We start from the raw sequence: 26,032 nt of genomic DNA on the forward strand, positions 1-26,032 counted from the left end.
CGCGGGGGCGAACAGGGGCTCGCCGTCCGATTTCCTCGGGCGGCTATAGCTTCACGGAGTTGGATGGTCATGTTCAAAGTTGCGATGGGTCTGTTGTCGGCAGGGGTGCTGTTCGCCGCTGTTCCGGCCCTGGCCCATGGACAGGAAATCAGCAACGATCTGGATCGGTGCGGCGCATCTGCCAAGGGCCCCGCGCTTCTGGTCGATGTGCGTGGCTTTGCCGCAGCGACGGGCAAGGTGCGCGTGCAATCCTATCCCGCCACCAAGAACGCCTGGCTGGCGAAGGGCGCCTGGCTCAACCGTATCGATACTGTGGTGCGGCCCAGCAATGGCGGCATGCGTTTCTGTGTGCCGGTGCCTGAACCCGGGCGCTATGCGATCGCCGTGCGGCATGACCGCGACGGCAATGGCAAGACGAGCATTTCGCGCGATGGCGGCGGATTTTCCAACAATCCTGCCATCAGCATCTTCAACCTGGGCAAGCCGTCGGTTGACAAGGCCGCTGTGAAGGTCGGGCCAGGCGTGACCCGCATCACCATCAAACTCCAATATATGTCCTGATCCCATGGTCCGCGTCGCGCTCCTGTCCAATCCCAAGTCCACGGGCAACCGGCAGACGCTTCCGCGCGTGCGCAGCTATTGCGCCAGCAACCCCGACATTTTCCATTATGAGGTGGAACATGTCGATCAGATCGGCCGGGCGTTGCAGACCATCGCTCGCGTCGATCCGGTCGTCATCGTCATCAATGGCGGCGACGGCACGGTTCAGGCGGCGCTGACCGAATTGTATCAGGGCGAGCATTTCACGGGGCGGGTGCCGCCAATCGCGGTGCTGCCCAATGGCAAGACAAACCTTATCGCGCTCGACCTTGGCATCCATGGCGATCCGATCAAGGCGCTGGAACGGATCGTGCAGATCGCCAAGGCTGGCGTCGATGATCATGTGGTTGCGCGTGAGCTGATCGCATTGTCGGACGGGCGTGCGGAATCGCGCCCGGTGCTGGGCATGTTCCTCGGCGGCGCGGGCCTTGCCGACTACATGCTATATTGCCGGAACCAGATTTATCCGCTCGGCCTGTCGAACGGGCTCAGCCATTTCCTGACGGTGATCGCCGTGCTGGTGTCGCTGATCTTCGGCATCCGCGCGCGGTTCCTGCCGCAATCAAGCCATCCCGTGCGGATCAGCCTGATCCGTGAGGGGCAGCTTGCCGGGCGTTTTGCGGTGCTGATCGTCACGACGCTCGATCGGCTGTTGCTGGGAGTGCAGGCGGGTGACAGCCGCCGGGGCAATATGAAGCTGATGGCCGTCGATCAAAGCCTGCCCGCGCTGCTGCGGCTGGGTTGGGCGAGCATCACGCGCCGCGTGGGTAAGTCGCAGGTGCAAGGCGTCCATCTGGAACAGGGCGACGTCATCCGGATCGAAGGCGATCATAGCAGCGTCATCCTGGACGGCGAACTGTTCGAGGCGTCCGAGGGCAAGCCCATCGTGCTGCGATCGACAGAGCCGGTGCCGTTTTTAAGGCTGGCGGCTTAGGTTTTCTTACCGTCGCCCCAGTGGAAGCTGGGGGTCTCGATCCGGGCGCGTGCTTCAACCCAGATTCGGACTTTCGCTGGAATGAAGAGTTTGGAGTCATTCTTTCCGCTTGAGCGCCTCCGCCAGCGAAACGGTGGCGCTGCCCCGGCGCGCGGGCTTGGGCTGGCTCGGGTCCGGTTTCCAGCCGCTCAGATATAGGATCGCCATTTGCTCTGCCGTCCGCCCATCCGCGTCGGCCGCGGCGGCGAAATGCTGGCCCGCGCCGATCAGGGTGTCGCGCCGCAGGGCGGGGGGGTGCGACGCCAGCACATTTCCCGCGCCCATGCCGCGCAGATCGTGCATCAGGCGCACCATGTCGCCATAGCGCACCGTCAGCGTCTCGCTGTCCGCCACCGGCATCGCGAAACCGGCGCGGCTCAGCAGGTCGCCTGCCGCGCGCACGTCGACTTGCGGATGGATATGCTGGTGCGGCCGGTCGCCTTCGCCAGCCATCAACGCCGCGCGCAGGCGGAGCAGGGTGCCTGCTCCGGTAAAGGCCGCCAGCACCAGGCCGTCGGGCCGCAGCACCCGCCGCATCAGGATGAGCGCGCCGGGCAGGTCATTGACGCTGTCGAGCGTTCCGCAGGCCAGAACCAGGTCGAAACTGTCATCGGCAAAGGGCAGCGCGTCCTCTTCCGCCTGCACTCCCCCTTGCGCGCGAGCGGCGACGAAGCCGGGATCGGCGCAGATGACCCGCTTCCCCATCGCCTCCAGCGCGGTGCGGGCGGTGGCGTCGGGGCTTCCGATGACGAGCGCCTCAGGCAAGTCGCGCTGAACGTCGGTAAGCCGATCGAGCAATTCGTCCAACATGGCCCGGTAGAGGAAGTCATGATCTGCAAATCGGGCCATCATACGATCCCGCCGCCGGGCGCGCAGGGATCGATCGAAGATGTCGGGCTGGGTCATGGGGGGCCTTGTGCATCGGGGGCGGAACGGGAACAAGGGAGATCATGCCGCTTGCTGCCATTCTCAAGGGCGCGTTACGCCCCGTGCTGGATTATGCCCTGCCGCCGCGCTGCCCCGGTTGTGGGGCGATCGTCGAGGCGGACGACGCCTTCTGCCTGCCCTGTTGGGGTGGAATGCGTTTCCTGAGTGAGCCTTGCTGCGCCCGCTGTGGCGTGCCGTTCGAGCATGATCGTGGCAAGGACGCGGCCTGTGGCGCGTGCCTCGCCGATCCACCGCCCTTCGATAGTGCGCGGGCTGTGCTGGCCTATGGCGATGTCGCGCGAAAGGTTGCGCTGCGGCTGAAATATGGGCGGCGCATTGGCCTCGCGCGGCTGATCGCGCGGCATATGGAGCGCAGGTTGCCCGCCCTGGACACGCCCCCGCTGATCGTGCCGGTGCCGCTTCACCGCTGGCGGCTATGGTGGCGTGGCTTCAACCAGTCGGCCCTGATCGCTGATCATCTGGGACGGGCATCGGGGCTGCCGGTGGACAAGCATGGTCTGCTGCGCACCCGCGCCACCCAGCCATTGCGGGGCATGCATGCGGGGCAACGGGCAAAGGCGGTGCGCGGCGCGTTCGCATTGTCGCCGGGGCATCAGGTGAAAGGGCGGGCGGTGCTGCTGATCGATGATGTGCATACCAGCGGGGCGACGGCTGCGGCCTGCGCTCGGGTGCTGAAACGGGGCGGCGCTTCCAGCGTTCACCTGATGTGCTGGGCGCGGGCCTTGCCGGAAGGCGCGGAAGGCTCCGATTGACAAAGGATCGTTCAGCCACAATTTCAGCCCGCAAGGAGTATGTAATGGCGAAGGTGGAAATCTATACAAAGGCATGGTGCGGCTATTGCGCGCGAGCGAAGTCGCTGCTGGAGAGCAAAGGCGTGCTGTTCGACGAATATGACATCACAATGGGCGGCCCTCAGCGGACCGAAATGCTGGAACGCGCCAATGGCGGGACGACCGTGCCGCAAATCTTCATCGACGGCAGGCATATCGGCGGAAGCGACGACATGGCGGCGCTGGACCGCCAGGGCAAGCTGGACCCGTTGCTGGGCCTGTGAGCAAGATGCGCGCCGCGATCTTCCAGATGACGAGCGGCATCGATCCCGCCGCCAATGGTGCAGCGATTGCCGCGATGGTCGCGCGCGCTGCGGCCGAGGGGGCGGACATGCTGTTCACCCCCGAAATGGCGGGCTATCTGGACCGCGACCGCTCTCGCGCTGCCGCCACCCTGCACAGCGAAGCGGACGATCCGGTCCTTGCCCAAGTGCGTGACGCCGCGGCGAGGCACGGGCTTTGGGTGCATCTGGGATCGCTGCCGCTGAAAGACGAGCGTAGCGACGGGCGCTGGGCCAATCGCAGCTTCATGATCGATGCGGATGGAGCCATTCGCGCGCGCTATGACAAAATTCATCTGTTCGACGTTGATCTCGCGACGGGCGAGAGCTGGCGGGAATCGTCGGTATATGGGCCGGGCGAGCAAGTGGTGGCGGTAGATACGCCCTGGGCGCGCATGGGTCTTTCCGTCTGCTACGACATGCGCTTTCCGGATCTGTACCGAGCCCTCACCAATGCAGGCGCGACAGTGCTGCTGATGCCTGCCGCTTTCACTGTGCCGACGGGCCAGGCGCATTGGCACGTCCTGCTGCGCGCCCGAGCGATCGAGGCGGGCTGCTTCGTCATCGCCGCAGCGCAGACGGGGCGGCATGAGGATGGGCGGGAGACTTACGGTCACAGCCTGATCGTCGACCCCTGGGGTGAGGTTGTGCTGGACATGGGCGCTCTGGCTGGGCTTGCCCTTGCGGAAATCGATCTGTCGCGCGTAGAGGAGGTGCGCGGGCGGGTGCCCGCGATCGCCAACCGGCGCATCCTACCTGTGGACGTGACGCTTTCGTGATTGTTTTCGACCTTAAATGCCGTGCCCATGGGCATGTGTTCGAAGCCTGGTTCGGTTCAAGCGGGGACTATGAGGATCAGGCTGCGCGCGGGTTGTTGATGTGCCCCATCTGCGGCGATCCTGATATTTCCAAGGCGCTGATGGCGCCAGCTGTTGCCGCCAAGGGCAATCAGCGCTCTGTTGAGCCTCCTCCAGCCGCCACGCCGACTGCGCCGGTGGCGCTCGCTGGCGACGAGGCGCGGATGCGCGAGATCATTCAGTCTCTCGCCCAGGCGCAGGCAAAGGTGTTGGAAGATTCAACCTGGGTCGGCAGGAGCTTCGCCGAACATGCGCGCGCGATGCATTACGGCGAAAAGGACCGGGAAAGCATCCACGGCGAAGTGGCACCGGAAGAAGCGCGGGCTCTGCTTTCGGAAGGCGTCGAGGTCGCGCCCCTGCTGTTTCCCGTCATACCCCCCGAAGCGAAGAATTGACCGCGACAGCCGCGCAGCATAGAGCCGTCACCGGGCACCCGTAGCTCAGCAGGATAGAGCATCAGATTCCTAATCTGAGGGCCATGGGTTCGAATCCCGTCGGGTGCACCACGCATTCTCGTATTTACGAGGCCTTTTAGGCAGTGCCTGTGCCGGGCCTCGAAAATGGCGCAGTTCCGCGCCATTCTGTCGAGGTGCCGCAGAACCGAGTGCCGCAGAGACGTGCTTTTGGGCCTCAGAGCCACAAAAAAGACCCCGCGTCTAACGGGGCCCCTTTGGGTGGTACACGGTTTTGCCAAGGCTCACTGGAAGTCGAGCGCCTCGCGCTGCCCTTTCCAGTCCAGCGGAATGGCAGCATGCTTCATGAGTCGCCGGGACGTGAGTGTCGCCGGTTGTCGGCCTTCGAGAATGGCGGTGATGATGTCCGGCGCGAGGAAAGCCAGTCGCGCGACCCGCTCGGCTTTGCGATCGTTCGTCGCGGAAGTTTGCGTGAAGAGCTGCTGCCGAGCCACTTCCGCTTTGCGGATCAGAGCGATCAGCTCCAGATCGACGTTGGGCTTCTGCTCTTCGCCTGATCGCACCACCAGCTTGAGATTGCGCCCACGCCGATCCGGCGCGGTTTCGATGTGGAGCGGCAGGCGGTGGCCGTCGTCTTCCACGATTGGCGCCGTGCCATCCAGCAACGCAACATGACGGAGGCGGCTGATCGAGGCGTCGATTCTGTCGGCGTGGACCATAATAGCAAGATCGAGAGCTTGCAGCGTTCTACGAACCTCGCTCTTCCGTTTGCCGCGCATCGCCGATCCAAGTGCCTGGCCGGCATCGATCCGGCACCTGGTCGTTTGGGCTTCAACCTGCTGCAGCACCATGATGGTTTGCGGATCGGCCAGGAGCGCAGCGGCTGCATCAACTGCGGCTTGCTCCAGATCGATAGCTAGCAACCGCAGAGCAGGGGCCCTGATCGCTGCCTCGTTCGTGGCGGATGCAATGTTGGACACACAATAACGATAGCGGCGCTTCTGCTTCACGGCATGGCTGGGCGACATTGGCCGATCGACATGGTCTCGAATCATGCCCGTGAGCAGGCTGCTATGTTCGCTATTGCCGCCTGCGCGGCGGGTGCCGATCGCTCCTGCGCGTTTCGCTTGCACCGCATCCCACAGCGCCTGATTGATGATCGGCGGATGCTCGCCGTCATAGACCTGGTCGCGATGCCGGATCTTGCCGATGTACATGGGATTGGCGATAAGATGATGGAGCGGTCCACGCACGAATGACTGGCCGCCGCGAACGGACCCGTCGCGCATGGTCTGCCGCTTGGTGACGATGCCCGCCGTCTTCAACTCCTCCATCAGCACCATGATCGAAGGCACCGCCAGATAGCGGCGGAAGATATGCTCGACAGTCTTTGCCTCCTGTGGATTGGGCACGAGCTTGCGATCGACGACATAATAGCCGAGCGGCACCGGGCCGCCCATCCAGATGCCCCGGGCTTTTGACTGGGCGATCTTATCGCGGATGCGCTCGGCGATCACCTCGCGCTCGAACTGGGCGAAGCTCAGGTTTGAGAAGCATTTGGAAGCCTTGGCCGAGGCGGATCGCTCCCGCGCTCTAGCCGTCTTTGACAGGGTCATCGCCGTTTACGGCGCGGCCCCGGCAGAGGTAACTAAGAGCGGTATAGGACATACGACCGTCGGTGGCGTCGTCCAGGATCGCTCTGAGGTGTCTGTCAGCAAGGCAATCAATAGCCCGATAGGTGTACTGACGGAGGCGCTTTGGGATCTCATGCCGGACAAGGCAACGGCAAAGGGGCCAATGCCGGACGGTGTGGGGCGAACGCTTTGAAGCGCTATTTGGAGCCACTGGCGACGGAGGCGGACACGCTGCCTGTGTAGTGGCGCGGCATCTCCCTTGGCTCGATCATTGGTTCCCGGAATGGACAAATCGAGTTGTTCAGCCAATGTTCGCGATCGATCACCCGCTGTCTGAAGCGGTCTGGCATAGCTTTGCCGTTAATTCCCATTGGCCATCGAAACCAACACAGCGCGTCCTCTGTCCATCGCTATTAGCGATACTGAGAAGCGAACCAACTTGGTCGCTCGATGAATCTGAAAGGCGGCACTTGGTTCAGAAAATGGTGCGGCTAAGCGAACCGGTAGGAGTCGATGCTCCTCTAGTCTCGTTCCGGCAGGCACGCGATGTTCTGGCTGCTCTGGATGATAAGGGGAGAAGCGATGCGCTTTGGCTGTTGAGTCAAATCGTGTCTGAAGAAGGCAGATGGCAAGCTTTCGCAAAGCCCTTCATTGAGCAGGCTTGGCCACGTCAGGTAAAGTTCCGCACTGAAAGCGCGTCTCGTGGCTTCGTGCATTTGGTCGAACAATCCGGTGACAATTTCCCGGATGCCGTTCGAACCGTTGTCAGCCTGCTTCGACCTGTGCCGCATCTCGACATGATAACCTACCGCCTTTCAAAAGAGCCGGAGGAAGTGACGATGGATTTTGCCCAACGATTCCCGGCAGAGACCCTTCTTCTTCTTGATGCGCTAATCGCAGACGACCGATCTCAAATGCCCTACGAGATGGGGAAGGCCTTGGCAGTCATTATCGATGCTGATCCCGCGTTGCGACACACCCGCGAATGGAAACGGCTGTATGATCTTACTGTGTGAAGTTTTTGGTGTTGATAGCACCTGCTGCCAAGTGAATTCGTGGCACGTTGACTTCGTTCTATCGCCATACGAACCAGACTGAAAAAGGCAACCACGTCGCGGGCGCCCTGAGAAAAAGCGGACCGACCGGACCTAGGCGCTCAAAATTCGCTCCTGAGCGTCTGAGAAAGGTCGAAAGCAGCCATTCACTGGCCAGAGGGGTCGGGCCAGATTGGGGAAATCTTACAGCTTGGCCAATGCTGCGCGCCATGCCGCTATATTCAGACGATTGGCCCCGCTTATATCGTGGAGGAGCTGCAACGGCTGCGGCCGCAAAGCTGAACTGATCAACAACCAGATGGATCTTGAAATGAACCCAACGGACGAAGACTATGTCTATGACGAAGCTTCGGGTGAATGGCTCTCCGCAGAAGAGGCTGCCACGAATGCCCAGAAGGCCGTCCAAATCGAGGTACGTGATTCCGCCGGCAACCTTCTGGCCGACGGCGACAGCGTCATCACGATCAAGGACCTGAAGGTCAAAGGCGCCGGCCAGACGTTGCGCAAAGGCACCGTGATCAAATCGATCAGGCTCACCGGTGACCAACAGGAAATTGATTGCCGCTATGCAGGCATCAAAGGCTTGGTTCTTCGGGCTGAATTCGTGCGCAAACACTGATATAGGATAACATTTTAGAGCGCGGTGAGGCCGGCTTCGTCGGGAGCAGAATAACCGCCTTAGTTCATATGCACGCGTTGCGGGCGATCACACGCCGTGGCGAGCAAGCCGCTCCTGCTCACAAAAATGGCAGCGACAAAGATGATCCCAAGCGCATACGCTACTCGCGGGGAATGCTCCAAGACTTGGCGCTGACCAAGACGGAGGAATTCCTCTGCGTCCTTATCTGCACTGGTAGGCGCCAGTGAACGAGGGTCGATCAGGCCGGACCTGCAACCGTAGCGCTTCAAAAAAATGCGCATGATGAATATGTCATAGTTACGCGTATAACAAGATATTCAGCCCTGAGCAGCGATCTGCATGACAGGAGTCAATTCGCGTTCCGCAAAAATGACATGCCATATTGCCAAGAATTGCCGATGTGCGTAACGTTGCGGCAAGGCGCAAACGATAGCGCGACAGTGGGGAGGTAAGAGCTTGGTTATAACCAAAGAACTCACCGCGGTCTTCGCGTGGGTGCGCCGCTCATGATCCGAACCATCGCCAGCGGTTTTGCCTTTCCGGAAGGGCCGCGCTGGCATGAAGGGCGTTTGTGGTTTGCCGACCAGCACGGCGGAACCGTGTACGTCCTTGATCCTGATGGTAATGTTCACGAACATTTCGCTGTGCCAGGCGGGCCGTCCGGCATGGGCTGGCTGCCAAATGGCGACCTGCTGGTAGTGTCGATGGACGAGCGTCGGCTTTATCGCAGAGGCTCCGATGGGCGATTGGTGGTGCATGCCGACTTGGCGGATATGCATTCCGGGCAGAGCAACGACATGGTCGTTGATCATCGGGGCTGGGCTTATGCAGGCAATGTCGGATTTGATTATTTCAGTGGTGAAGCGCCCCGACCAACATGCATCGCTGCAGTCGCTCCCGATGGGACCGTGGAGATGGCGGCGGATCATCTGCATTGCCCAAACGGCAGCGTAATCACAGCAGATGGTCGGACATTCATCGTTGCCGAGACATTCGCGTTCCGCCTGACCGCATTTGACATCGATGAGGAAGGGCGGCTCTCCAATCGGCGGACATTTGCTGATCTGGACGGCTATTCACCCGATGGCATCTGCCTTGATGCGGAAGGCTGCGTTTGGGTGGCCGTTGCCCTTGCGAACTGCGTGATACGTGTACGCGAAGGCGGCGAGATCTTAACGCAAATCCCGATTGAGGGCGCCCAGCCATATGCCTGTATACTGGGCGGAATGGATGGGCGCGACCTGTTCATCTGCTGCGCTTCAGATCATGATCCAACAGTGACCGTTAAGATCAGGAGCGGGCGTATCGATGTTGTTCGCGTGGATGTGGGATCATCGGGAGGAAGGCCCTGAATGAATTGATACCAGATAAAGTTCATGTGGGGGAAGCTGTCATCGTTCCTAAATGGTCATTTCGGTGACGCCAGCGCTCCTCAGGTCGGCATGACGGTAACTGTCGGCGGCAATTTCCATCGTTTTTCCAATATAGAACGGTTCTCGTACGAGAAGATAAGGAGAGGATGACATGGGGGCTGAATTTGTAGCGTTTCGTCGGCATGCAGGCCGACTGTTATTTACGGGTGTTGCTGCAGGTGCGCTGATCGCACCTGATATCGCACTGGCGCAGACTGCAATCGATGAGATTGTCGTAACGGCCACGCGGCGTGAGGAACGTGCGCAGGACGTTCCCATCGCCATTACCGCGGTTTCAGGTGAAGGGCTGCGGGAGCGTGGCGTCACGAGCCTCCAGGACATGCAGGCATCGGTGCCATCGTTGGTCATCGCACCCAATGGTCAGGCGTCGCGCGACGTCATGTCGCCTTCCATTCGTGGCCAGTCGGCATCGTTTCAGGGATCGCCCGCAGTTGTCGTCTACATGAATGAAGTACCTCTGCCATCCGGCTACACGTTGTCGAACCAAGGTGGTCCGGGTAACTTCGTCGATCTTCAGAGCGTGCAGGTCTTGTCGGGTGCACAGGGCACTTTGTTCGGCCGCAACACTACTGGTGGCGCGATCCTGCTTACTCCGGCCAAGCCGACAGATCAGCTTGAAGGCTATATCGGCGGCGGCGTCGGTAATTATAACATGACCGAGTTGGAAGCCATGCTCAACGTTCCGGTCACGGACAAGGTGAGCATCCGCCTGGTCGGTGCGACGCGCGATCGTGACGGTTTCACCTATGACGTCAATTGGCGTAAGGATCGCGACGACACACACTGGCGCATGGCTCGCTTCGGCCTGTTGTTGAGCCCGACCGAAAATCTCCAGAACTATACGATGGCTTATTACGGCTATTCCCGGACAAACGGTTCCGGCTCGATCGCGAAGGGGTTTAATACGGGATATTTTCGGGCGCTCGACAGTTTTGTGCCGTCATTCGATTTCTGTCGTTCTGCTGGGAACTGCAATTATTACACTGACCTGATAGCGCAAGCCAACGCCCTTGGTCCCCGCAAGACCGCTCATGGCGTGGATGATTTCGCTAAAACAGTGACCTGGGGGATCACAAACACCACTGACTTCGATGCGACTGACAATATAAAAATCCGCAACATCATCAGCTATGCACGTTTCAAATCCTATTATTCGAACGATCAGGACGGTACGATCGCTCCGATCTACAACACCGGTACGACGGTCGAGAGTCGCCGGTCGCCGCGTGATTACTACAAACTGTTCACCGAAGAACTACAGTTGCAGGGCAATGCGCTGGACAACAGGCTCACCTACACCGTGGGCGGATTCTACTTCAAACAGTCTCCTGCAGGCCTGATGGAGTCCTTCTCCATCAACGTTTGCAGTAGAAAGACCGAAGCCGGCTGCGCCCTGGGCACCAGTCAGGTCGGGGTTACCAATGAATCCAAGGCGCTCTATGCTCAAGCGAGCCTTGATCTCGGAGCGTTTGTGCCAGCGCTGGATCGTGTTCGACTGACTGGAGGGTATCGCTACACCTGGGATCATGTAGAGGGCTTTACGGCGTCGTGGTCGGCGATCCCGATCGGCGGGGGTGCCGTAATCAACCTTTGCTCCTGGAAGTCCCAATTTACTGCGACGCCGCTGGCGGATTGCCGGTTTACCGGCAATCTCAAAAGCTCGGCGCCGAACTGGACGGTGGGTATCGATTATCGGCCGAATGACGACCTGATGCTCTATGCGAAGGTAACGAAGGGCTACAAGGCAGGCGGGTTCAACGCCTATGCAGTGTTTCCGAACACCCGGACCTTCGGGCCGGAATACCTCACCGACTATGAAGCGGGCTTCAAGTCGGACTTCGAGGTCGGCGGTATGGCGACGCGCCTCAACGTCAACGGCTTCTATCTGGATTATTCGAACATCCAGCGCGCCGCAGGTGACCGCAACAGTGCCACGGGCGGCAACGGCGCGATCACGCTCAGCACTGCTTCGGCCGTTATAAAGGGTGTGGAAGTAGAGGCCATGATCCGGCCGATTCGCGAAATCGAACTGGGTTTGAACTACAGCCACACCTCTTCCCATTATAAGTCATTCAAGTTCGACTCGAACTCGGGTGTCTGGGATTGCACGGCTCAGTCCATCACTTCGCCTAAGGTCTTTGCCGGGGCAGACATGACCTGCCGTCCATTGCAATATCTGTCGCCCAACATCCTGTCCGTCTATGGTCGCTTCACCATTCCGACCGCTGAGAAGTTCGGCAACCTCAGCCTGTTCGTTAGCTACAACTGGACGGATGCGCAGGAAACCGCGCCGTTCTCGACGGAGAAATTCCCGGACGGCACGACCAACGAACCGGGCGTGCGTCTGCCGGCATTCGGCTTGCTCAACGCCACGCTGGACTGGAAGAATGCTCTTGCCAGCGGGCTGGACCTGTCACTGTTTGCCACCAACCTAACCAACAAGCTCTACGCTATCACCAATACCGGCACTTACCAGACGATCGGTGCCTGGACACAAATGTATGGTGAACCGCGAATGTTCGGCCTGCGTGCGCGTTACAAGTTCGGCGGTTCGGATTAAGGGTGTGATGATCGGCTCGTAACGGCTTCGGCCTTCGCGGGTAAAAAAGGAAGGCTCCGACGCTCACACGCGGCGGAGCCTTCCTTGCAGAAGGGAGACGCTGGTCCAATGATTATTTGGATGTGGGCCCACCGATTTGCCGCGATACCGGTGACGCTATCTCAACGGCAGCTGGCCCCGCTGGACAGCCATGCTGGCGACCTGTCGCGCTGACGACAAGCTGCAACAGGCATCAGCGCAGCGCTCCGAGCAGCGTTGGCGCATCGATCGTGAACTTGAAGCCGAAGACGAAGGCGTTGCCGATATCCTTTGTGCGGAAAGGTGCGCCGGTCTGGTCGGGATGCAAGATATATTGGATATTGGGCGAGATGCGGATGGCGGCATTGATCTGCGCGCCATAAGCCAGTTCCATCATATATTGGTGGCGACGGATATTGCCGTCGCCGCCCACCGAGAGGCGCGCGGCGCGCATCCGCTCCACGGCCAGATCGCTGAACCGCTGATCATTGATGAGGAACCCGATCGTGTCGGCGTCGCGCCCCTTGAAGGTGCCGGTCTGGACCAGGCCGAGCTCGAGAAAATGGCTTTCCTCGACGCGACCCGATAGATTGGTCATGGCGACCCCGAACAGGGCGAGGCCTCGCTTCGAATTGGGATCGGGACGGGTCAGCATCTGGTCGAACCGGAAATAGATGCCCGAACGCCCATGGCGTGTTGCCGCCGGCTTGCCGGTCAGGATGGCGATCCCGCCCGTCTCGTCACGCAAGGGGTCGGCATAATCGCCGCGATCGAACCAGCCGCCGAGAATGTAGTGGCCCGGCAGACGAGTCTTACCAGCATCGTCGCCATAGCCGGCTTCCCATGGCACGATAACGCCGGTCGCGTTCCTAGTGCTGAAGCTGAATCCGTTGTCACTGGCGCGCTTGCGATCAGGGTTCACTTCATAGACCCCGGTGTGGAGGAACCAGCGCGGTGTGAACTGGACGCGGGCGTGCGCCATCCAGCTGGAAGCCGGGAAGTAAGTGAAATTGCTGTTCTTGAAGACGAAGGTCGGATTGCCGCAGGCCGAGTTCGTCTGGAAATTGCAGTATAGCGGGGAGTTCAGAAAATGAATGTTCGCCTGGCTGCGGCCGGCCTCGATGGTCAGATGGTCGCCCAACAGCTTCTGCTCCCAAGTCAGGATCGCAAGATGCGTGTTTTGCGTTCCGAATACCTCCTGTACCGACGTGTTGTTGCCGATGGCGATCGCCGAGAGACTGTCGCCGTGCCGATTGGTGACCGCGGAATGGATCACGCCGCCTTTGACTCCCAGGATGCGATCCATGTCGAAGTCGGCGCCGACATAGAGCTGTCCGGTGTAGGCGGCGTCGCGCCGCAGGCCACCGCTCACATTGCCGGCGGCTTCGCCGGTGTAGCTCAGCGCGAGCGTGATCCCATCCTCGGCCAGCGGTTGGAAAGCGCGCGCCATATCGGCCTTCGGTTCAGGCAGGGCCGGCGGCGGCGGTGTTGTGGGATCGGCGACGTTGCTGTCCTGCGCGTGAGCCACGGGAGCCAGCGCAAAAGCCAAAGCGAGGGCGGTGACGCCCGCGGTGCAGGCGTGTTCAAGCGATTTGAACATGGGAGCTTCCTTTGGGCCGGGCGCGCCGGCGTTAGTGTCGAGATGTCACGCGGTAGCGGGCGCGGCGGCGCGAGACTGCTTGAGCATCCCCACCAGCAGCGCCGTCACCACCGTTCCGGACAGGATCGCGGCGGCGTAAGCCAAGAGGTGCGTGACCGCACCGGGGATCGGCAGCACAAATATGCCGCCATGCGGCACCTTGAGTTCAACGCCGAAAGCCATCGAGATCGCGCCAGCCAACGCCGAACCGACCACCATTGAGGGGATGACCCGGAAGGGATCACGCGCGGCGAACGGGATCGCGCCTTCGGTGATGAAGGAAAGACCCAGCACCCCGGCGGCTGCCCCTGCCTCCCGCTCTTCGACCGTGAAGCGATCGCGGAACAGGAAGGTCGCGAGCGCAATACCGAGCGGCGGCGTCATCCCGGCCGCCATGGTCGCAGCCATCGGAGTGTAGATCTGGCTCGCGACGAGGCCGACCGAGAAGGCATAGCTTGCCTTGTTGACCGGCCCGCCCATGTCGACCGCCATCATTCCGCCAAGCAGCGCTCCCAACATTAGGGCGCTCGACCCCTGCATCGAACGCAGCCAGTCGGTGAGGAAAGCGAGCGCGGCGGCGACAGGCGCGCCCACGGCGTAGAACATCAGCAGTCCGGTCAGCAGCGTGCCGAGCAGCGGCAGGATCAACACCGGCTTCAAGCCCGTCAAATTCTTCGGCAGCCTGATCCAGCGGTTGAGCTGGTCGACACCATAGCCGGCGATGAAACCAGCGACGATGCCGCCAAGGAAACCTGCGCCGAGCGTCGCGGCGATCATGCCCCCAATCATGCCCGGCGCGATGCCCGGCCGGTCGGCGATCGAATAAGCGATATAGCCGGCGAGCGCGGGCACCATCAGCGCGAACCCGCCCTTGGCGCCGACGACGAAGAGCGTATGCGCGAGCGTACCGGCGGCGGCATCGTCATTGGCGTGGATGCCGCCCAGCGCGAAAGCCAGCGCGATCAGGAGGCCGCCCGCCACAACGAAGGGCAGCATGAAAGACACGCCGGTCATAAGATGCTTGTACGGCCCGGCGCGCTCCTTCGCGGCCTGTGGCGCGGCGTCCGCCGCGGCAAGATCGCCACCCTGAACGGCCGCTTCGGCGAGCGCCTTCTCAATGAGCTTCGCGCCGCCGGTGATCGCTGGCTTGGTGCTGCTTGCAAACACCCGCTTGCCGGCGAAGCGCGATCGATCGACTTCGCGGTCGGCGGCGATCAGCACGATCTCGGCCCCAGCGATTTCGTCAGGCGTGAGCGGCGTGCCGGCTCCGACCGATCCCTGCGTCTCGACCCGGATCGGGTAGCCAAGTTGCTTCGCGCCCTCCTGCAAGCCCTCGGCCGCCATGAAGGTGTGGGCGATGCCAGTCGGGCAGGAGGTGATCGCAACGATCGAGGGAGCATGCGAGGCAGGTGCCGGGGTGCTGGCGTCCGCATCGCGGAGTGCGCCAGCTGGATCGGACAGCACGGCATCCAGGCTGAGGCGCCGATCTGCCTTCCGACTGAGCGCGGCATCGTCATCGCCGACGAACAGCAAGGTGGCGCCATCGTCCGGCAAGGCGTCGAGCGGCTGATGGCTCTCGCGAACCTTGATCTCAAGAGCACGCCCTTCCGTCCGCGCGGCCTTGCGCAAGGCTTCCGCCGCCAGCACAGCCTGGACATCACTATTCCCGGCGTCGATCACGGCCAATATTCTTTTCATGATCCGTTCCCTCGTCGCTATCATCAGGCCGTCTCGAGCCCGGAGATGGAAACTTGCGCGGCGAGCGCTTCCACCGCGCCGCGCGCAGGCAGGTTCGGCCCGGCCATGCCGAGCTTGCCGCCGGCGAAGGCGGTCGCGAGGCTGGCAAGACGTTCCAAGCCCGCGCCCTCGTCGAACGCCGCGGCGATCCCCGCGACCATCGCATCACCGGCGCCGACCGTGCTGGTCACGTTGCCAAGCGCCAGTCGCGTCACGACCGAACCTTGAGCCGACAGAAAAAGTGCGCCTTCCGCACCCATCGAGATCACCACTAGCTCGACACCGCGATCGAGAAGCCGCCGGGCAGTCTGGACCAGCTCCATCCGGTGCATGAGGGGGCGCCCGAGCCAGGCGGCAAGCTCGTCGCGGTTCGGCTTGATCACATTCGGCAGCACATCGGCCTTGAGCGCGTGAGTGAGCGGTACACCGCTCGTATCCAGCAGAACCCGACAACCTATGCCCCGCAGCCGCCTGACCAGCAGCGCATAGATGTCATGCCGGCATCCAGGCGGAACGCTGCCCGACAGGATGACGAGGTCGCCCGCCTCGACCGCGGCGCTGAGTGTCGCGACGACCATATCGACGCGGCTCTCGTCGACCGCGATGCCATCGAGGTTGATGTCGGTGGTGCCTTGCCTGTCGACGAGCTTCAGATTGACGCGGGTCGAGCCGACCACACGGATGAAGCGATCGTCGATCGCCTTTGCCGCGAAGAGCTGGTCGAACGGAGCGGCATTGTCACTGCCGAGCAGGCCATGCGCGATGACCCCCAGCTTCCAATCAGCGAGACAACTTGCAACATTGACGCCCTTGCCGCCAGCATTCTGGCGGACGGAAGTGGCGCGGTGGACCTCCCCCGGAACCAGCCTGTCGAGCGCCACTGTCTGGTCGATCGCGGGGTTGAGCGTGACGGTATGGATACGCATCAGGCCGGCTCCTCGTCCAGCGCACGCACCTCGGCCGCTCCCTCCATCTCAAGCGCGCGTCGGGCCAGCGCTTCTAAAGCGGCCAGATCGGAGGCGCGAATGCGGGCCTTCACCGCCGGAACGTCGCGCGGGGTCATCGAAAGTTCGGTGACGCCCAGCCCGACGAGCAAGGCCGCGCCGAACGGATCGCCCGCGATGCCCCCGCACACGCCGACCCAGCGACCATGTGCCTTGGCGCCTTCGACCGTCATCGCGATCAGCCGCAGCACCGCCGGGTGAAGGCTGTCGGCCTCGCTGGCGAGATCTGGATTCTGGCGGTCAATGGCGAGCGCATATTGCGTCAGGTCGTTGGTGCCGATCGAAAAGAAGTCGGCATGGGAGGCGAGCGCCTTTGCATGCACGGCTGCCGCCGGCACCTCGATCATGATCCCGATCGGCACGACAGGCGCATCGACTTCGACGCGGATCGCCTCGCACCGTTCACGCAGACGTACGAGTTCCCAGGCTGAGGTAATCATCGGAAACATGATCGACAGGTCACCGCCCGCCTTCGCCGCGCGATAAAGCGCGCGTAGCTGCGGATCGAGCAAATCCGGCCGGCGCAGCAACAGGCGCGCCCCGCGCACGCCCAGGAAGGGGTTCTCCTCCTTCGGCAGATCAAGGTGCGGCACCTGCTTGTCGCCGCCGATATCAAGTGCGCGGACGATCAGCGGCCGCTGCTGTCCATCGGCGCCCAACGCGTCGATCATGCCGCGATAGATCGTCTCCTGCTCCTCCTCGTCGGGCGTGTCGCCGCGTTCGAGGAACAGGAGTTCGGTACGCATCAGGCCGACGCCTTCGCCGCCCTGGGCGAGCGCGAACGCCACCTGATCGGGTCGATTGACGTTGGCGGCAACCGCTATTTCGCAACCATCACGGGTCACCGCCGGGCGGGTGCGCTCTGCGGCCTCGGCGGCACGCTTGTCCGCCAAATCGGCAATCCATGCTTTTGCTGAATCAAGGTCCGCGTCGGACGGATCGAGCCAGACACGCCCGCTATCGCCGTCGACGATCACGGTTTCCCCAGGCGGCAATGCGAGAAGATCGGCGCCGCCTGCGACGATCGAGGGTAGGCCCAGGGTGCGTGCCAGGATGGCGCTGTGCGAGGTGGGACCGCCAAGCGCAGTAGCGATGCCGACCACACGGGTGGTATCGAGCGTTGCGGTGTCGGACGGCGAAAGATCGGGCGCAATCAGGATCGAAGGCGCGTCCGGCAAGTCGGCGAGCGATCCCGTGGCCAGCGACGGGTCGATCGCGGCCAGGACGCGTCGGCCGACATCGTGCAAATCAGCCGCTCGCGCCGCCAGAACCGGATTGCCGAGCGCTGAGAGCTGCCCTGCGATCCGTCCCACTGCCTGGTCCCATGCCCAGGCGACGCCATGCCCTTCGACCATCAATTGGCAGGTCAGGGTTATGAGATCGGTGTCATCGAGCAGGTCAGCCTGCGCCTTGAAGATCGCCGCGTCGCCAGCGCCTAGCCGGCGCGTGGTATCGTCGATCAACGCCTTCATCTGTGCGCGCGTGCGCTTGAGCGCAGCGTCGAGCATCGCACCGCCAGTCACGAGATCGACTGGCTCGTCCTGCACGACAAGCTCGGCCGCCGCAATGACATGAACCTTGCCAATGGCAAGACCCGGGCTGGCCGCAACGCCGATAATCGCCTTCAGGTCGCTAACCGGTTTCCAGCCGCGCACGATGCCCGCAACCTTGGCGGCAGCGCGCTCGGCATCCTCCCTTTCGCGGGCGGTCAAGCGGCGAACCACAGTCACGAAGGTGTCGAGCGCCACGCGCGCATCAGGTCCATCGGCCGAGAAGACCACCTTGTCTCCGGCTTTGAGCCCCAGCTGGAGCAACGATACGAGACTGCGCGGATCGGCGGTCTCGCTGCCGTGGCGGACGCGCAGCCGCGCCGCTGCCCCACGCGCCGCCTCGCCCCAGACCGATGCTGGCCGGGCATGGAGGCCCGCCGGATAGTCGACTGTCCACGTCGCGGTCTCGATATAGTCCTCGGCCGGCGTTGCCGGGGCAGATGGACCGTCTTCGCGTAGCGCAGATGTGATCGCATCCACATCGTCGGTAGCGACCAGCGCCTGGATTCGGGCATCGTCCTGGATAAGCCGTGTCAGCCGACGCAGGATGGAAATATGGCTGTCTGAATTCGCGGCAATGCCGACGACGAGGTGCGCCTTCTGCCCTGGATTCCACTCGACGCCGTCGCGCAACTGCAAGATCGCGATGCCGTCGTGGCGAACGAGTCCCTTGTCTTCGCCAAGCCCATGGGGAATGGCGACACCCGCACCCAGGAATGTGTTGGCCACAGCTTCGCGGCGAACCATGCTCTCATCATAGCCAGGCGCGGCGCAGCCGGCAGCGATGAGCAACTGTCCGACCTGACGAATCGCGTCTTCCTTGTCGGCGGCGCGAGCGGCGATGCGCACAAGTTCGTCGGCGCGGCGCAACGGTGCAGCGGAAGCAAGCATTTCAGACGACTCTCCAATTTATCTCGTTAATATGAGAAAACGTTTTCTATAGCCTTTTGTCAAGAGGGTTGCACATAATGATGGAAAGGATGCATGATATACGTCCTATAAATGGGCGTCGCCCGATCAAACGAGAGATCGATTTCTGATGGCTGTGGGTATCAAGGATGTTGCGAGAGTCGCGCAGGTTTCTCCCGCCACGGTGTCGCGCGTATTGGCCGGGCGCGCGGTCGATCCTGCCATGCAGGCTCGGGTGCAGGCGGCCGTCAAGTCAACCGGTTACCGGCCCAATCTTGCGGCGCGGAGGTTGCGATCGCAGCATACCAAAACGATCGGTCTCATCGTCGCCGACATCCGCAATCCCTACTTCACCGCTGTATCCCGCACGATCGAACGTGTTGCGGCGGAGCGCGGATTCAACGTGATTCTCAGCAACACCGATGAGGATCCGGCTCAGGAGGCGAAATATCTCGACCTCATGCAGCAGGAGCGAGTGGCCGGCGTCATTCTTGCGCCGTCGCGCCAGCGAGTCGAGCGAGCAAGTAAGCTATCGCTCGATTGCCCGGTCGTACTCATCGACCGCGCGATGCCGCAGGCGGGGCATGACTGTGTGCTGCTCGACAATGAGGCGATGGCGACTTTGCTCGTAGAGCATCTCCATGACGCCGGACACCGGCGGATCGCAGGTCTGTTCGGCGCAGCGAGCAGCACGGGAATCGAGCGACGAGCCGGGTTCGAGCGCGCGGCGGGGCGGCTCGGCATGACCGCCCACTCCCTCGCGATACCCCACGCCTCGGGCGAGGCGGAGCGCATTGTCGCCGAACTGCTGAATGGACCGGAACGGCCGCAGGCACTCGTCGCCAGCAACGGCGTCATGCTGCTCACCATATTGCGCGCGCTCCGCACTCTTGGCCTGGATGTTCCGGGCGATATCGCACTTGCCGGCTTCGACAATAATGACTGGATGGAGTTTGTCGGCGAAGGGCTCACGGTGATCGAGCAACCGGTCGAGGAGATCGGTCGCACGGCGATGACCATGTTGTTCGACCGCTTTGATCATCCCGACGGTCCTGGGCGCCGGGTTGTTCTTAACGGACGACTGATCGCGCGCGGGTCGAGCGCGCTTGCTCGCCCCGCCCTGACCGCCACCCGAGCCTGAAGCAATGTCCGAACCATCGATTGACCACAACTTAAAGCTTCGCATGTCGCTGTTCGCGCATGGCGGCAACGCAGCATCGCGCAGGAGGATATCCGATGAACGGAACAAATAACCGGATGAGCGCACGGGCGCCGACGCTGTCCCGTTTCCTGATCGATCAGCAGCGCCAGCCCGACAGTCGGTGTCCCGCCGAGTTGCGTTTGCTCATTGAAACGGTCGCGCGAGCGTGCAAGGCGGTGGGATGTGCCATCTCGAAGGGTGCGCTCGGCGACTTGCTGGGGACGCTCGGCAGCGAAAATGTTCAGGGCGAGGTCCAGAAGAAGCTGGATGTCATCGCCAACGAACTGCTGCTCGACGCCAATGAATGGGGCGGCCACCTTGCCGGCATGGCATCGGAGGAGATGGAGACGATCCACCCCATTCCCAACCGCTACCCCAAGGGTGAATATCTCCTACTGTTCGATCCGATCGACGGATCGAGCAATGTCGATGTCGATCTTTCGGTCGGCACGATATTTTCGGTACTCCGTGCGCCTGCAGGCTGCGCCGGGCGAGACGTGACGGAAGAGGACTTCCTGCAGCCGGGTCGCGATCAGGTCGCTGCCGGCTACGCGATCTACGGTCCGCAGACCCTGCTGGTGCTGACGGTCGGGACCGGCGTCTATGAGTTCACCCTCGATCGCGAGGTCGGCTCTTGGCGCCTGACTGACGGTCCGATGCGCTTGCCCGACGGCACGCGAGAATTCGCGATCAACATGGCGCGGCGGCGGCAATGGTCGTCAGCAATCGCCCGCTATGTCGAGGAGCGCATCGAGGGTTCGGAAGGGCCGCTTGGTGTCGATTATAACATGCGTTGGACGGCCTCGATGGTGGCCGACATCCACCGCATCCTCAAGCGCGGCGGCGTGTTCCTCTATCCGTTTGACCAGCGACACGCCGGCGCGGCGCGGCTGCGCCTACTCTATGAAGCCAATCCGATGGCATTGCTCATTGAACAAGCCGGAGGGGCGGCGAGCAATGGCTCGCAGCGCATTCTCGATGTGATGCCCGCTGGACTGCATCAACGGGTCGGGTTCATTGCCGGTGACGCCCGAGAGGTCGCGGAGGCAGCAGGTTGAGCCGATGCGATCCGGTGGCAACCCGTTGTACGAGGTCCGTTTGACTTTGCCCCAGATTGATGCCCGCCAGGCCCGCTCCCGCATTGATGCGAGCGCAGCGTTGGCTCAACTATGCAGAATGCTAGCAAAACTGAGGTGCGCCGGCGCCTGTTAGCCCTTGGCCTGTCAATACTGTCACCCCCGACCGGATCGACGCTCTAGATGTTGAGAGATTTGGAAATGTGTGGTGCAGTTCGCAGTCCGGAGCGAACCCGTCTCTTCCCTGCATTTCCCTGTATTCGGCCGTCATCTCCTTTTTAGGGGGAAGTCAGCATATCCGGCGCCAGAAAGTGGCAGAAAACGGCCGTTGTTCGGTTGAATTCCCTGCCTGCGGTTGCAGGGAATTTGTCGGCATCCTGCAGGGAATTTCACAGATACCACAGCGAACCCCCCTAGCCAGCTAGTTCCATTCGATTTGACCTGGCATTTCTGTGCCGGGGGTTACCCAAATGTTCGGCGTTTTGCGGGTGCAAGCAGGTCAGCGCAGTTTTCCTCATACCGCACGGTCGCGCCTGCCAAGAACAATGCGTATCAAGGTTGGTGACGGATCCAGTGCGAACGCTGGGCTCCCCGAGCCGTCAAAGGTGCCGTTCAGCGACCGACCAATTGCAGACGTACCTTCGACACGCTAGTTGTTCAAAATGCAGACTGACGGCAGTTTAGACCTTAATGGCGAGCGTGGCCTTGCCGTTGTAGGGCGGTGGGCTGCGTTACCATTTGTGATTATCGGCGGCATCGCTGCGATCATCGCTGGCTAGTTCAATTCGCTTGCCGTCGCTGAAGGCATTGGCCTGACAGTTGTGATGACGCTCTACGCAGCGATGCTTTGGTGGCCCGTACGTCGATTTGCCATTGCTTGGACCGTTACAGCATTAGTTTTGATTATCCATTTGCTTGTCGTTTTCGCAATCCCTTGGCCGTACCAAGAGCGAGCAAGCAAGATTATCATCCTCATTTTGGTGATCGATGTTTTCGGCATCACTGCCCTTTCTGACCGGCTGGAAAAGCGCACCCGGGCGAACCGCCTGGTTGGTCTTTGAATAGCAGTAACAGCTTACATCCTGACGAAAGCCGCCCATCGGCAGCGACCAGAATCGAACTAAGCCGGAGTTTGTTCTGGCCCATGTAGGGGATCAGGGACAGTCCACGCAGAGGGCAAATCGGAGAAGTTGCCCCACAGGTGCCACTCACCATTAGCTGTATTAAAAGATGCCAGTCCCCACTGCGGTGGGTCAGGCCAGCCAAACCAATCCCGATCAATCAAAAACAAGACTTCCTTACCAAACTCGGCAACGAACCCCGTTCCCATCTTTCGCGCCCAATCATGGTCGTCCCCGAGTGCGGATATCGCTGGCCAGTCGTTTAAGCCCGCGCGCCGCCAGATAAGTGGCCATCTTGCGCGTTCGCGATATCCCTTCTTCATAGAACGAGATCGCAGAAATCCCGATTTCCATGGGTTAGATTCCCAAAACATCGATGATTGGGCCTCTCATGTCTTGTCCGGTTCTCCCCTTTATGCTCCGAAAGCAGACAGGCCGCAAACCGCCCGCCATCGTCGTTCCCAGCCCCCGAACCACGCTGCGCCGCCGATAACCTGCTGGTCCGATTGAGATTGGAAAGCCGCCCAGCGGCAGGCGACCATTTTTGGCCATTCAAGAGAGGATTTGCCGCCCCCGTACCGGTCGCTCGTTTTTGGGCGGCGCAGCGAGGCAAAGCCTCCGCTACGCGAGTTTCGAGTAGATTAATTGAGGCAAGTCGAGTGGCTCATATTCGAAGCCCATCATCGACATCGCAGCGGTAATCTGCCCCCTATGGTGGGTGGCATGGTTGAAGACATGGAAGAGCGCGGCCGCCATTGGTAGAATGCGAGGCTGCCCCGTAGTCATGACAAAATGCAGGTCACCGGTCAGCGCGATCTCATCGAGGCTTTCAATTAACCTCGGCCATTGTGCCGTCGCTATGATCAGGCGGGATTCAAGGGCGGCTCGATCGCTTTCAATTTCGGCGTCGAGCGGGCGGCTAATCACTGAACCTCCGCTGAGCCGTGGGTACCAGATAAGACTATCAGCCAACAGTAGATGGTTAAGGCTGCCATGCACAGAGCCGAAGAACAGGCCGCATTGCTTCCTGTAAAGATCGTCCGGCATCGGAGCTATGGATTTCAAAAGCCGTTCGGTCGCCCAGCCGTGGTACCGCGCCATTAGAGCAATCTGGTCTCTGGCTGAAACGATCATAATTGTCCTCCCCTGACAGTCACCACGTCGATCTGATCGAGCTAATCCAATTCATTTGGCATTGCCAACAACCTGGAGCCAAGCCAACTTGTCGTCTATCCACCCAGCCATTCTTCGTGATTGGCCACCGCAGCGCTCTAGGAGCTGCCGGACCGCCCTCGACCACCGCGGGCGGTCGGGATGGGAGCCTGACCGCCCGCAGTTGGGTGCCAGAAGTTGGCTGCTGAGCGGCTGGGAGGGGGTGGGGTGGGAAATCCTCGCGACACCAGCGGCAGCCGTAAAACGTGCCCAACAAACGGCATTGCGATGCGACAAGTTTCAGTCGCGAATATCCTCGGTCACAGTGCATCTACGAGGTCGCAATCCTGAACCGAAGAAAGGCGGTCGGAAGTTCACTCGACGGGGCTGCGAATAAAAGACGGCATTTCTCCGTCCACCTTTGCTGCGCGGCCTGGGACGGGCTGGTTTATTAGCCTTGGCGCATCATGATCGTTGGACGTTGCAAATGAGTCAGCGGGTCTTGGTTTATGCAGGCCGGTATCAGATTGTTTTGCCAGAAATGCATGAGGGTCGACTCCCTCGGATTTCCAGACATCATGCACCTTCTTATACCAAAAGGGCTCTGGGACGTTGAACCGCGCTCTTACTTCTGACAGCGGCATTGGCAATATTTCTCGGATCGATTGTTCGACAATCCTCGTGCAAAGCCTGCCATGGCGATGTGCTTCAAAAACAGCACGGAGGATCGGTGCCTTTGTCTTAAGCTGAACTTTCATCAGCAGCGTTCCTGCTGTAGACACTGCCAAGTGCCCGGGGCTAGGACGTTGATGAAATAAATAGGCCAGCAGGCACTGTTCACCTAAGGGATCCCGTTCATATCCCGTCAGAATGTGTAGAATGTCATGGATATCGCGCAAGCGGTCATTATACCATTCGACCCCATCCTTGAACAAAGGCTGGCCATTGCGATCATTGCCTGTAGCCGCAACGAGTCCTGCTGCGCTTAGACCTTCACGCTCCATAAAGTCGCAATAGGCATGCGCAAAGCTTCCCTTGGGAGTTTTCCGCAAGGCAACATGGTCATCGAGTATGTGGGGGAGATAGGGTTCGCTTTGGTAGATTGCCTGTCCCTGTGGGCTTGTAAGAAAATTACTTGCCGCTTCTGCCGCTGCGCGCCAAGGCAGCGCGTCGAAAACTCCGATGATTTCGTCAGTCTGTTCCTTGTCTTTTCGCACATTGCTGAAGTGGCGCCACGCTTTGACAAAATTCCATTTTGGCCGCTGCCTGTCGGGATGGACCAAGGGTATGACGTTCACTGCATCGCCTTGTCTGCGGGCGACTATACTCGCGTCGAAATATCCGTCTTTATAGAAACGGAAGGCATCAGCAGGTAATGCCTGATCATTGCAGTTTTCCGCCGTAGGCAGCTCTGGAAAAGAAGACATATCGGTGTCCAAGTCTTTGACACAAGATAAGAATTTTTCCATGTGCAGGCCCATCCAAAATTTTTAATCGGATATTAACCTAGAATGTCATTGTCAAATGATCTGCTCCTTTTCAGGGCCCATTGACCCTTATAAGCGTAATAAATCCAGACCCGGTTTGCAGACCCGCGAGGGTCAGCAGTCCCTGCCCGCCTCAACAGTAGCCGGATAGGCGACTGCAACCGACCGACGTCGGTACATCAATTTGTAATTACAGCGCCGGATTCATCCAAAGCTTCATCTCGCCATGTGGCGGTTCTCTTATTGGCCTGCCTAGCCAGATGCGCTATTATGCAGCACATGGGCTGTCCCTGAGAATGGGACCGCAATGCGCTCCCTGGAGACGCGTATTTCTGCAGTCAGGGTACATGCCATGACCGCAGATGAGGGCATGGAGGATGCCATGACGATCTCAAATAAGCTGCGCGACTATATGGACCGATGCGGCACCCAATATGACGAAATCATCCATGAACCGGCGGTTGAGATGGCTAGGGCGGCCGAAGTTGCCCATGTTCCCGGCCGGCAAGTGGCAAAAGGGGTGCTGATACAAGGCCGTGACGACTTCATCGTTGCCGTTGTTCCTGCGTCGAAGCATGTCGGCTTCGAATTTCTCAATCGCTGGTTCTCGCAGAAGGTCGACTTAGCGGAGGAAGTCAGTGCCTCAATCCTGTTCCCGGACTGTGCGCCGGGCGCAGTCCCGCCAGTCGGTGCGGCCTACGGCCTGAAGACGATCATCGATGATGAGATGTTGACTAACGAGGACGTTTATTTCGAAGGTGGCGATCACCGCACGCTGGTCCATATGAATGCCGAAAACTGGCGGCGCCTGCAGACGGGCGCTGGACATTGCGCTTTCAGCATTTGAATATGGCGCGGCTTCATCATGAGGGCGGCTTCTTCAGCCATTGAGCGAATTCCATCGGGAAAGAAAA

At 60.8% G+C, this 26,032-nt stretch carries 22 protein-coding genes and 1 tRNA gene; 15 read left to right on the plus strand and 8 right to left on the minus strand.

Annotated elements, in window-relative coordinates:
- Nucleotides 1-63 precede the first annotated feature (63 nt).
- Together ACZ5Y5_RS01705 and ACZ5Y5_RS01710 are read left to right on the plus strand one after the other, a co-directional pair.
- Nucleotides 64-561 (plus strand): DUF2141 domain-containing protein, encoded by a 498-nt coding sequence (locus ACZ5Y5_RS01705; RefSeq protein ID WP_464809493.1) that lies wholly within the window; start codon nucleotides 64-66, stop codon nucleotides 559-561.
- A 4-nt stretch (nucleotides 562-565) separates the two neighbouring features.
- On the plus strand, nucleotides 566-1,534 hold the full coding sequence (locus ACZ5Y5_RS01710) for a diacylglycerol/lipid kinase family protein (RefSeq protein WP_464809494.1): 969 nt from the start codon (nucleotides 566-568) through the stop codon (nucleotides 1,532-1,534).
- A 96-nt stretch (nucleotides 1,535-1,630) separates the two neighbouring features.
- Here ACZ5Y5_RS01710 and ACZ5Y5_RS01715 read toward each other — a convergent pair whose 3' ends face one another.
- Complete coding sequence (locus ACZ5Y5_RS01715) at nucleotides 1,631-2,479, minus strand: methyltransferase domain-containing protein (protein WP_464809495.1); 849 nt, start codon at nucleotides 2,477-2,479, stop codon at nucleotides 1,631-1,633.
- A 44-nt stretch (nucleotides 2,480-2,523) separates the two neighbouring features.
- Between ACZ5Y5_RS01715 and ACZ5Y5_RS01720 the strand changes: the two genes are divergently transcribed.
- The 5 genes from ACZ5Y5_RS01720 to ACZ5Y5_RS01740 all read left to right on the plus strand — a co-directional run bounded on the left by ACZ5Y5_RS01720 (nucleotide 2,524) and on the right by ACZ5Y5_RS01740 (nucleotide 4,995).
- A complete protein-coding gene (locus ACZ5Y5_RS01720) occupies nucleotides 2,524-3,273 on the plus strand; it encodes a double zinc ribbon domain-containing protein (protein ID WP_464809496.1) in 750 nt (249 codons plus the stop codon).
- A 44-nt stretch (nucleotides 3,274-3,317) separates the two neighbouring features.
- A complete protein-coding gene (gene grxC / locus ACZ5Y5_RS01725) occupies nucleotides 3,318-3,575 on the plus strand; it encodes a glutaredoxin 3 (protein WP_464809497.1) in 258 nt (85 codons plus the stop codon).
- A gap of 5 nt (nucleotides 3,576-3,580) precedes the next feature.
- A complete protein-coding gene (locus ACZ5Y5_RS01730) occupies nucleotides 3,581-4,411 on the plus strand; it encodes a carbon-nitrogen hydrolase family protein (protein ID WP_464810441.1) in 831 nt (276 codons plus the stop codon).
- The gene (locus ACZ5Y5_RS01735; RefSeq protein ID WP_464809498.1) at nucleotides 4,408-4,884 is read left to right on the plus strand and encodes a DUF1178 family protein; all 477 of its coding nucleotides are present in this window, start codon (nucleotides 4,408-4,410) and stop codon (nucleotides 4,882-4,884) included. The genes ACZ5Y5_RS01730 and ACZ5Y5_RS01735 overlap by 4 nt, the downstream gene beginning before the upstream one ends.
- Nucleotides 4,885-4,918: 34 nt before the next feature.
- Nucleotides 4,919-4,995, plus strand: a tRNA-Arg gene (locus ACZ5Y5_RS01740).
- A 191-nt stretch (nucleotides 4,996-5,186) separates the two neighbouring features.
- Here the strand turns inward: ACZ5Y5_RS01740 and ACZ5Y5_RS01745 are convergent.
- Nucleotides 5,187-6,518 carry a recombinase family protein gene (locus ACZ5Y5_RS01745; RefSeq protein ID WP_464809499.1) on the minus strand — a complete coding sequence of 444 codons (1,332 nt, stop codon included), beginning with the start codon at nucleotides 6,516-6,518 and terminating at the stop codon, nucleotides 5,187-5,189.
- A 326-nt stretch (nucleotides 6,519-6,844) separates the two neighbouring features.
- On the opposite strand from ACZ5Y5_RS01745, the gene ACZ5Y5_RS01750 reads away from it, so the two are divergent.
- From ACZ5Y5_RS01750 to ACZ5Y5_RS01765, 4 genes are all read left to right on the plus strand, one after another.
- The gene (locus tag ACZ5Y5_RS01750; RefSeq protein ID WP_464809500.1) at nucleotides 6,845-7,552 is read left to right on the plus strand and encodes a hypothetical protein; all 708 of its coding nucleotides are present in this window, start codon (nucleotides 6,845-6,847) and stop codon (nucleotides 7,550-7,552) included.
- 349 nt (nucleotides 7,553-7,901) lie between these two features.
- Nucleotides 7,902-8,210 (plus strand): alkylphosphonate utilization protein, encoded by a 309-nt coding sequence (locus ACZ5Y5_RS01755; RefSeq protein ID WP_464810442.1) that lies wholly within the window; start codon nucleotides 7,902-7,904, stop codon nucleotides 8,208-8,210.
- Between the two features lie 527 nt (nucleotides 8,211-8,737).
- Nucleotides 8,738-9,583, plus strand: coding sequence for an SMP-30/gluconolactonase/LRE family protein (locus ACZ5Y5_RS01760; RefSeq protein ID WP_464809501.1), 846 nt, complete (start codon nucleotides 8,738-8,740; stop codon nucleotides 9,581-9,583).
- Between the two features lie 172 nt (nucleotides 9,584-9,755).
- Nucleotides 9,756-12,224 carry a TonB-dependent receptor gene (locus tag ACZ5Y5_RS01765; RefSeq protein ID WP_464809502.1) on the plus strand — a complete coding sequence of 823 codons (2,469 nt, stop codon included), beginning with the start codon at nucleotides 9,756-9,758 and terminating at the stop codon, nucleotides 12,222-12,224.
- 232 nt (nucleotides 12,225-12,456) lie between these two features.
- Here ACZ5Y5_RS01765 and ACZ5Y5_RS01770 read toward each other — a convergent pair whose 3' ends face one another.
- The 4 genes from ACZ5Y5_RS01770 to ptsP are packed head-to-tail and all read right to left on the minus strand — an operon-like array spanning nucleotide 12,457 to nucleotide 19,063.
- A complete protein-coding gene (locus ACZ5Y5_RS01770) occupies nucleotides 12,457-13,842 on the minus strand; it encodes a carbohydrate porin (protein WP_464809503.1) in 1,386 nt (461 codons plus the stop codon).
- A gap of 45 nt (nucleotides 13,843-13,887) precedes the next feature.
- The gene (locus ACZ5Y5_RS01775) at nucleotides 13,888-15,579 is read right to left on the minus strand and encodes a PTS fructose transporter subunit IIC (RefSeq protein WP_464809504.1); all 1,692 of its coding nucleotides are present in this window, start codon (nucleotides 15,577-15,579) and stop codon (nucleotides 13,888-13,890) included.
- Nucleotides 15,580-15,602: 23 nt separating this feature from the next.
- On the minus strand, nucleotides 15,603-16,544 hold the full coding sequence (pfkB, locus tag ACZ5Y5_RS01780; protein ID WP_464809505.1) for a 1-phosphofructokinase: 942 nt from the start codon (nucleotides 16,542-16,544) through the stop codon (nucleotides 15,603-15,605).
- Nucleotides 16,544-19,063, minus strand: a complete 2,520-nt coding sequence (gene ptsP, locus ACZ5Y5_RS01785; protein ID WP_464809506.1) for a phosphoenolpyruvate--protein phosphotransferase — start codon at nucleotides 19,061-19,063, stop codon at nucleotides 16,544-16,546. The genes pfkB and ptsP overlap by 1 nt, the downstream gene beginning before the upstream one ends.
- A gap of 148 nt (nucleotides 19,064-19,211) precedes the next feature.
- Here ptsP and ACZ5Y5_RS01790 point away from each other — a divergent pair, with 148 nt between their 5' ends.
- The 3 genes from ACZ5Y5_RS01790 to ACZ5Y5_RS01800 all read left to right on the plus strand — a co-directional run bounded on the left by ACZ5Y5_RS01790 (nucleotide 19,212) and on the right by ACZ5Y5_RS01800 (nucleotide 22,419).
- Entirely contained in the window at nucleotides 19,212-20,222 is a 1,011-nt protein-coding gene (locus ACZ5Y5_RS01790) for a LacI family DNA-binding transcriptional regulator (RefSeq protein ID WP_464809507.1), read from the plus strand.
- 95 nt (nucleotides 20,223-20,317) lie between these two features.
- Nucleotides 20,318-21,340 (plus strand): class 1 fructose-bisphosphatase, encoded by a 1,023-nt coding sequence (locus ACZ5Y5_RS01795; RefSeq protein ID WP_464809508.1) that lies wholly within the window; start codon nucleotides 20,318-20,320, stop codon nucleotides 21,338-21,340.
- A gap of 842 nt (nucleotides 21,341-22,182) precedes the next feature.
- On the plus strand, nucleotides 22,183-22,419 hold the full coding sequence (locus ACZ5Y5_RS01800; RefSeq protein ID WP_464809509.1) for a hypothetical protein: 237 nt from the start codon (nucleotides 22,183-22,185) through the stop codon (nucleotides 22,417-22,419).
- 681 nt (nucleotides 22,420-23,100) lie between these two features.
- Here the strand turns inward: ACZ5Y5_RS01800 and ACZ5Y5_RS01805 are convergent.
- Nucleotides 23,101-23,613, minus strand: a complete 513-nt coding sequence (locus ACZ5Y5_RS01805) for a DinB family protein (protein WP_464809510.1) — start codon at nucleotides 23,611-23,613, stop codon at nucleotides 23,101-23,103.
- Between the two features lie 392 nt (nucleotides 23,614-24,005).
- Nucleotides 24,006-25,112 (minus strand): Coq4 family protein, encoded by a 1,107-nt coding sequence (locus ACZ5Y5_RS01810; protein ID WP_464809511.1) that lies wholly within the window; start codon nucleotides 25,110-25,112, stop codon nucleotides 24,006-24,008.
- A 358-nt stretch (nucleotides 25,113-25,470) separates the two neighbouring features.
- On the opposite strand from ACZ5Y5_RS01810, the gene ACZ5Y5_RS01815 reads away from it, so the two are divergent.
- Nucleotides 25,471-25,965 carry an aminoacyl-tRNA deacylase gene (locus tag ACZ5Y5_RS01815; protein ID WP_464809512.1) on the plus strand — a complete coding sequence of 165 codons (495 nt, stop codon included), beginning with the start codon at nucleotides 25,471-25,473 and terminating at the stop codon, nucleotides 25,963-25,965.
- Nucleotides 25,966-26,032 lie beyond the last annotated feature (67 nt).

The organism is Sphingobium sp. TomTYG65 (assembly GCF_055395525.1).

What these genes read in the sequence shown, in the direction of transcription:
- ACZ5Y5_RS01745 (WP_464809499.1), bottom strand. Translation starts at nt 6,518, where the DNA reads ATGACCCTGTCAAAGACGGCTAGAGCGCGGGAGCGATCCGCCTCGGCC.
- ACZ5Y5_RS01715 (WP_464809495.1), bottom strand. Translation starts at nt 2,479, where the DNA reads ATGACCCAGCCCGACATCTTCGATCGATCCCTGCGCGCCCGGCGGCGG.
- ACZ5Y5_RS01815 (WP_464809512.1), top strand. Translation starts at nt 25,471, where the DNA reads ATGACCGCAGATGAGGGCATGGAGGATGCCATGACGATCTCAAATAAG.
- ptsP (WP_464809506.1), bottom strand. Translation starts at nt 19,063, where the DNA reads ATGCTTGCTTCCGCTGCACCGTTGCGCCGCGCCGACGAACTTGTGCGC.
- ACZ5Y5_RS01755 (WP_464810442.1), top strand. Translation starts at nt 7,902, where the DNA reads ATGAACCCAACGGACGAAGACTATGTCTATGACGAAGCTTCGGGTGAA.
- ACZ5Y5_RS01765 (WP_464809502.1), top strand. Translation starts at nt 9,756, where the DNA reads ATGGGGGCTGAATTTGTAGCGTTTCGTCGGCATGCAGGCCGACTGTTA.
- ACZ5Y5_RS01720 (WP_464809496.1), top strand. Translation starts at nt 2,524, where the DNA reads ATGCCGCTTGCTGCCATTCTCAAGGGCGCGTTACGCCCCGTGCTGGAT.
- ACZ5Y5_RS01730 (WP_464810441.1), top strand. Translation starts at nt 3,581, where the DNA reads ATGCGCGCCGCGATCTTCCAGATGACGAGCGGCATCGATCCCGCCGCC.
- ACZ5Y5_RS01705 (WP_464809493.1), top strand. Translation starts at nt 64, where the DNA reads ATGGTCATGTTCAAAGTTGCGATGGGTCTGTTGTCGGCAGGGGTGCTG.
- ACZ5Y5_RS01775 (WP_464809504.1), bottom strand. Translation starts at nt 15,579, where the DNA reads ATGAAAAGAATATTGGCCGTGATCGACGCCGGGAATAGTGATGTCCAG.
- ACZ5Y5_RS01770 (WP_464809503.1), bottom strand. Translation starts at nt 13,842, where the DNA reads ATGTTCAAATCGCTTGAACACGCCTGCACCGCGGGCGTCACCGCCCTC.
- ACZ5Y5_RS01760 (WP_464809501.1), top strand. Translation starts at nt 8,738, where the DNA reads ATGATCCGAACCATCGCCAGCGGTTTTGCCTTTCCGGAAGGGCCGCGC.
- ACZ5Y5_RS01750 (WP_464809500.1), top strand. Translation starts at nt 6,845, where the DNA reads ATGTTCGCGATCGATCACCCGCTGTCTGAAGCGGTCTGGCATAGCTTT.
- ACZ5Y5_RS01805 (WP_464809510.1), bottom strand. Translation starts at nt 23,613, where the DNA reads ATGATCGTTTCAGCCAGAGACCAGATTGCTCTAATGGCGCGGTACCAC.
- ACZ5Y5_RS01810 (WP_464809511.1), bottom strand. Translation starts at nt 25,112, where the DNA reads ATGGGCCTGCACATGGAAAAATTCTTATCTTGTGTCAAAGACTTGGAC.
- grxC (WP_464809497.1), top strand. Translation starts at nt 3,318, where the DNA reads ATGGCGAAGGTGGAAATCTATACAAAGGCATGGTGCGGCTATTGCGCG.
- ACZ5Y5_RS01800 (WP_464809509.1), top strand. Translation starts at nt 22,183, where the DNA reads ATGACGCTCTACGCAGCGATGCTTTGGTGGCCCGTACGTCGATTTGCC.
- pfkB (WP_464809505.1), bottom strand. Translation starts at nt 16,544, where the DNA reads ATGCGTATCCATACCGTCACGCTCAACCCCGCGATCGACCAGACAGTG.
- ACZ5Y5_RS01790 (WP_464809507.1), top strand. Translation starts at nt 19,212, where the DNA reads ATGGCTGTGGGTATCAAGGATGTTGCGAGAGTCGCGCAGGTTTCTCCC.
- ACZ5Y5_RS01795 (WP_464809508.1), top strand. Translation starts at nt 20,318, where the DNA reads ATGAACGGAACAAATAACCGGATGAGCGCACGGGCGCCGACGCTGTCC.
- ACZ5Y5_RS01710 (WP_464809494.1), top strand. Translation starts at nt 566, where the DNA reads ATGGTCCGCGTCGCGCTCCTGTCCAATCCCAAGTCCACGGGCAACCGG.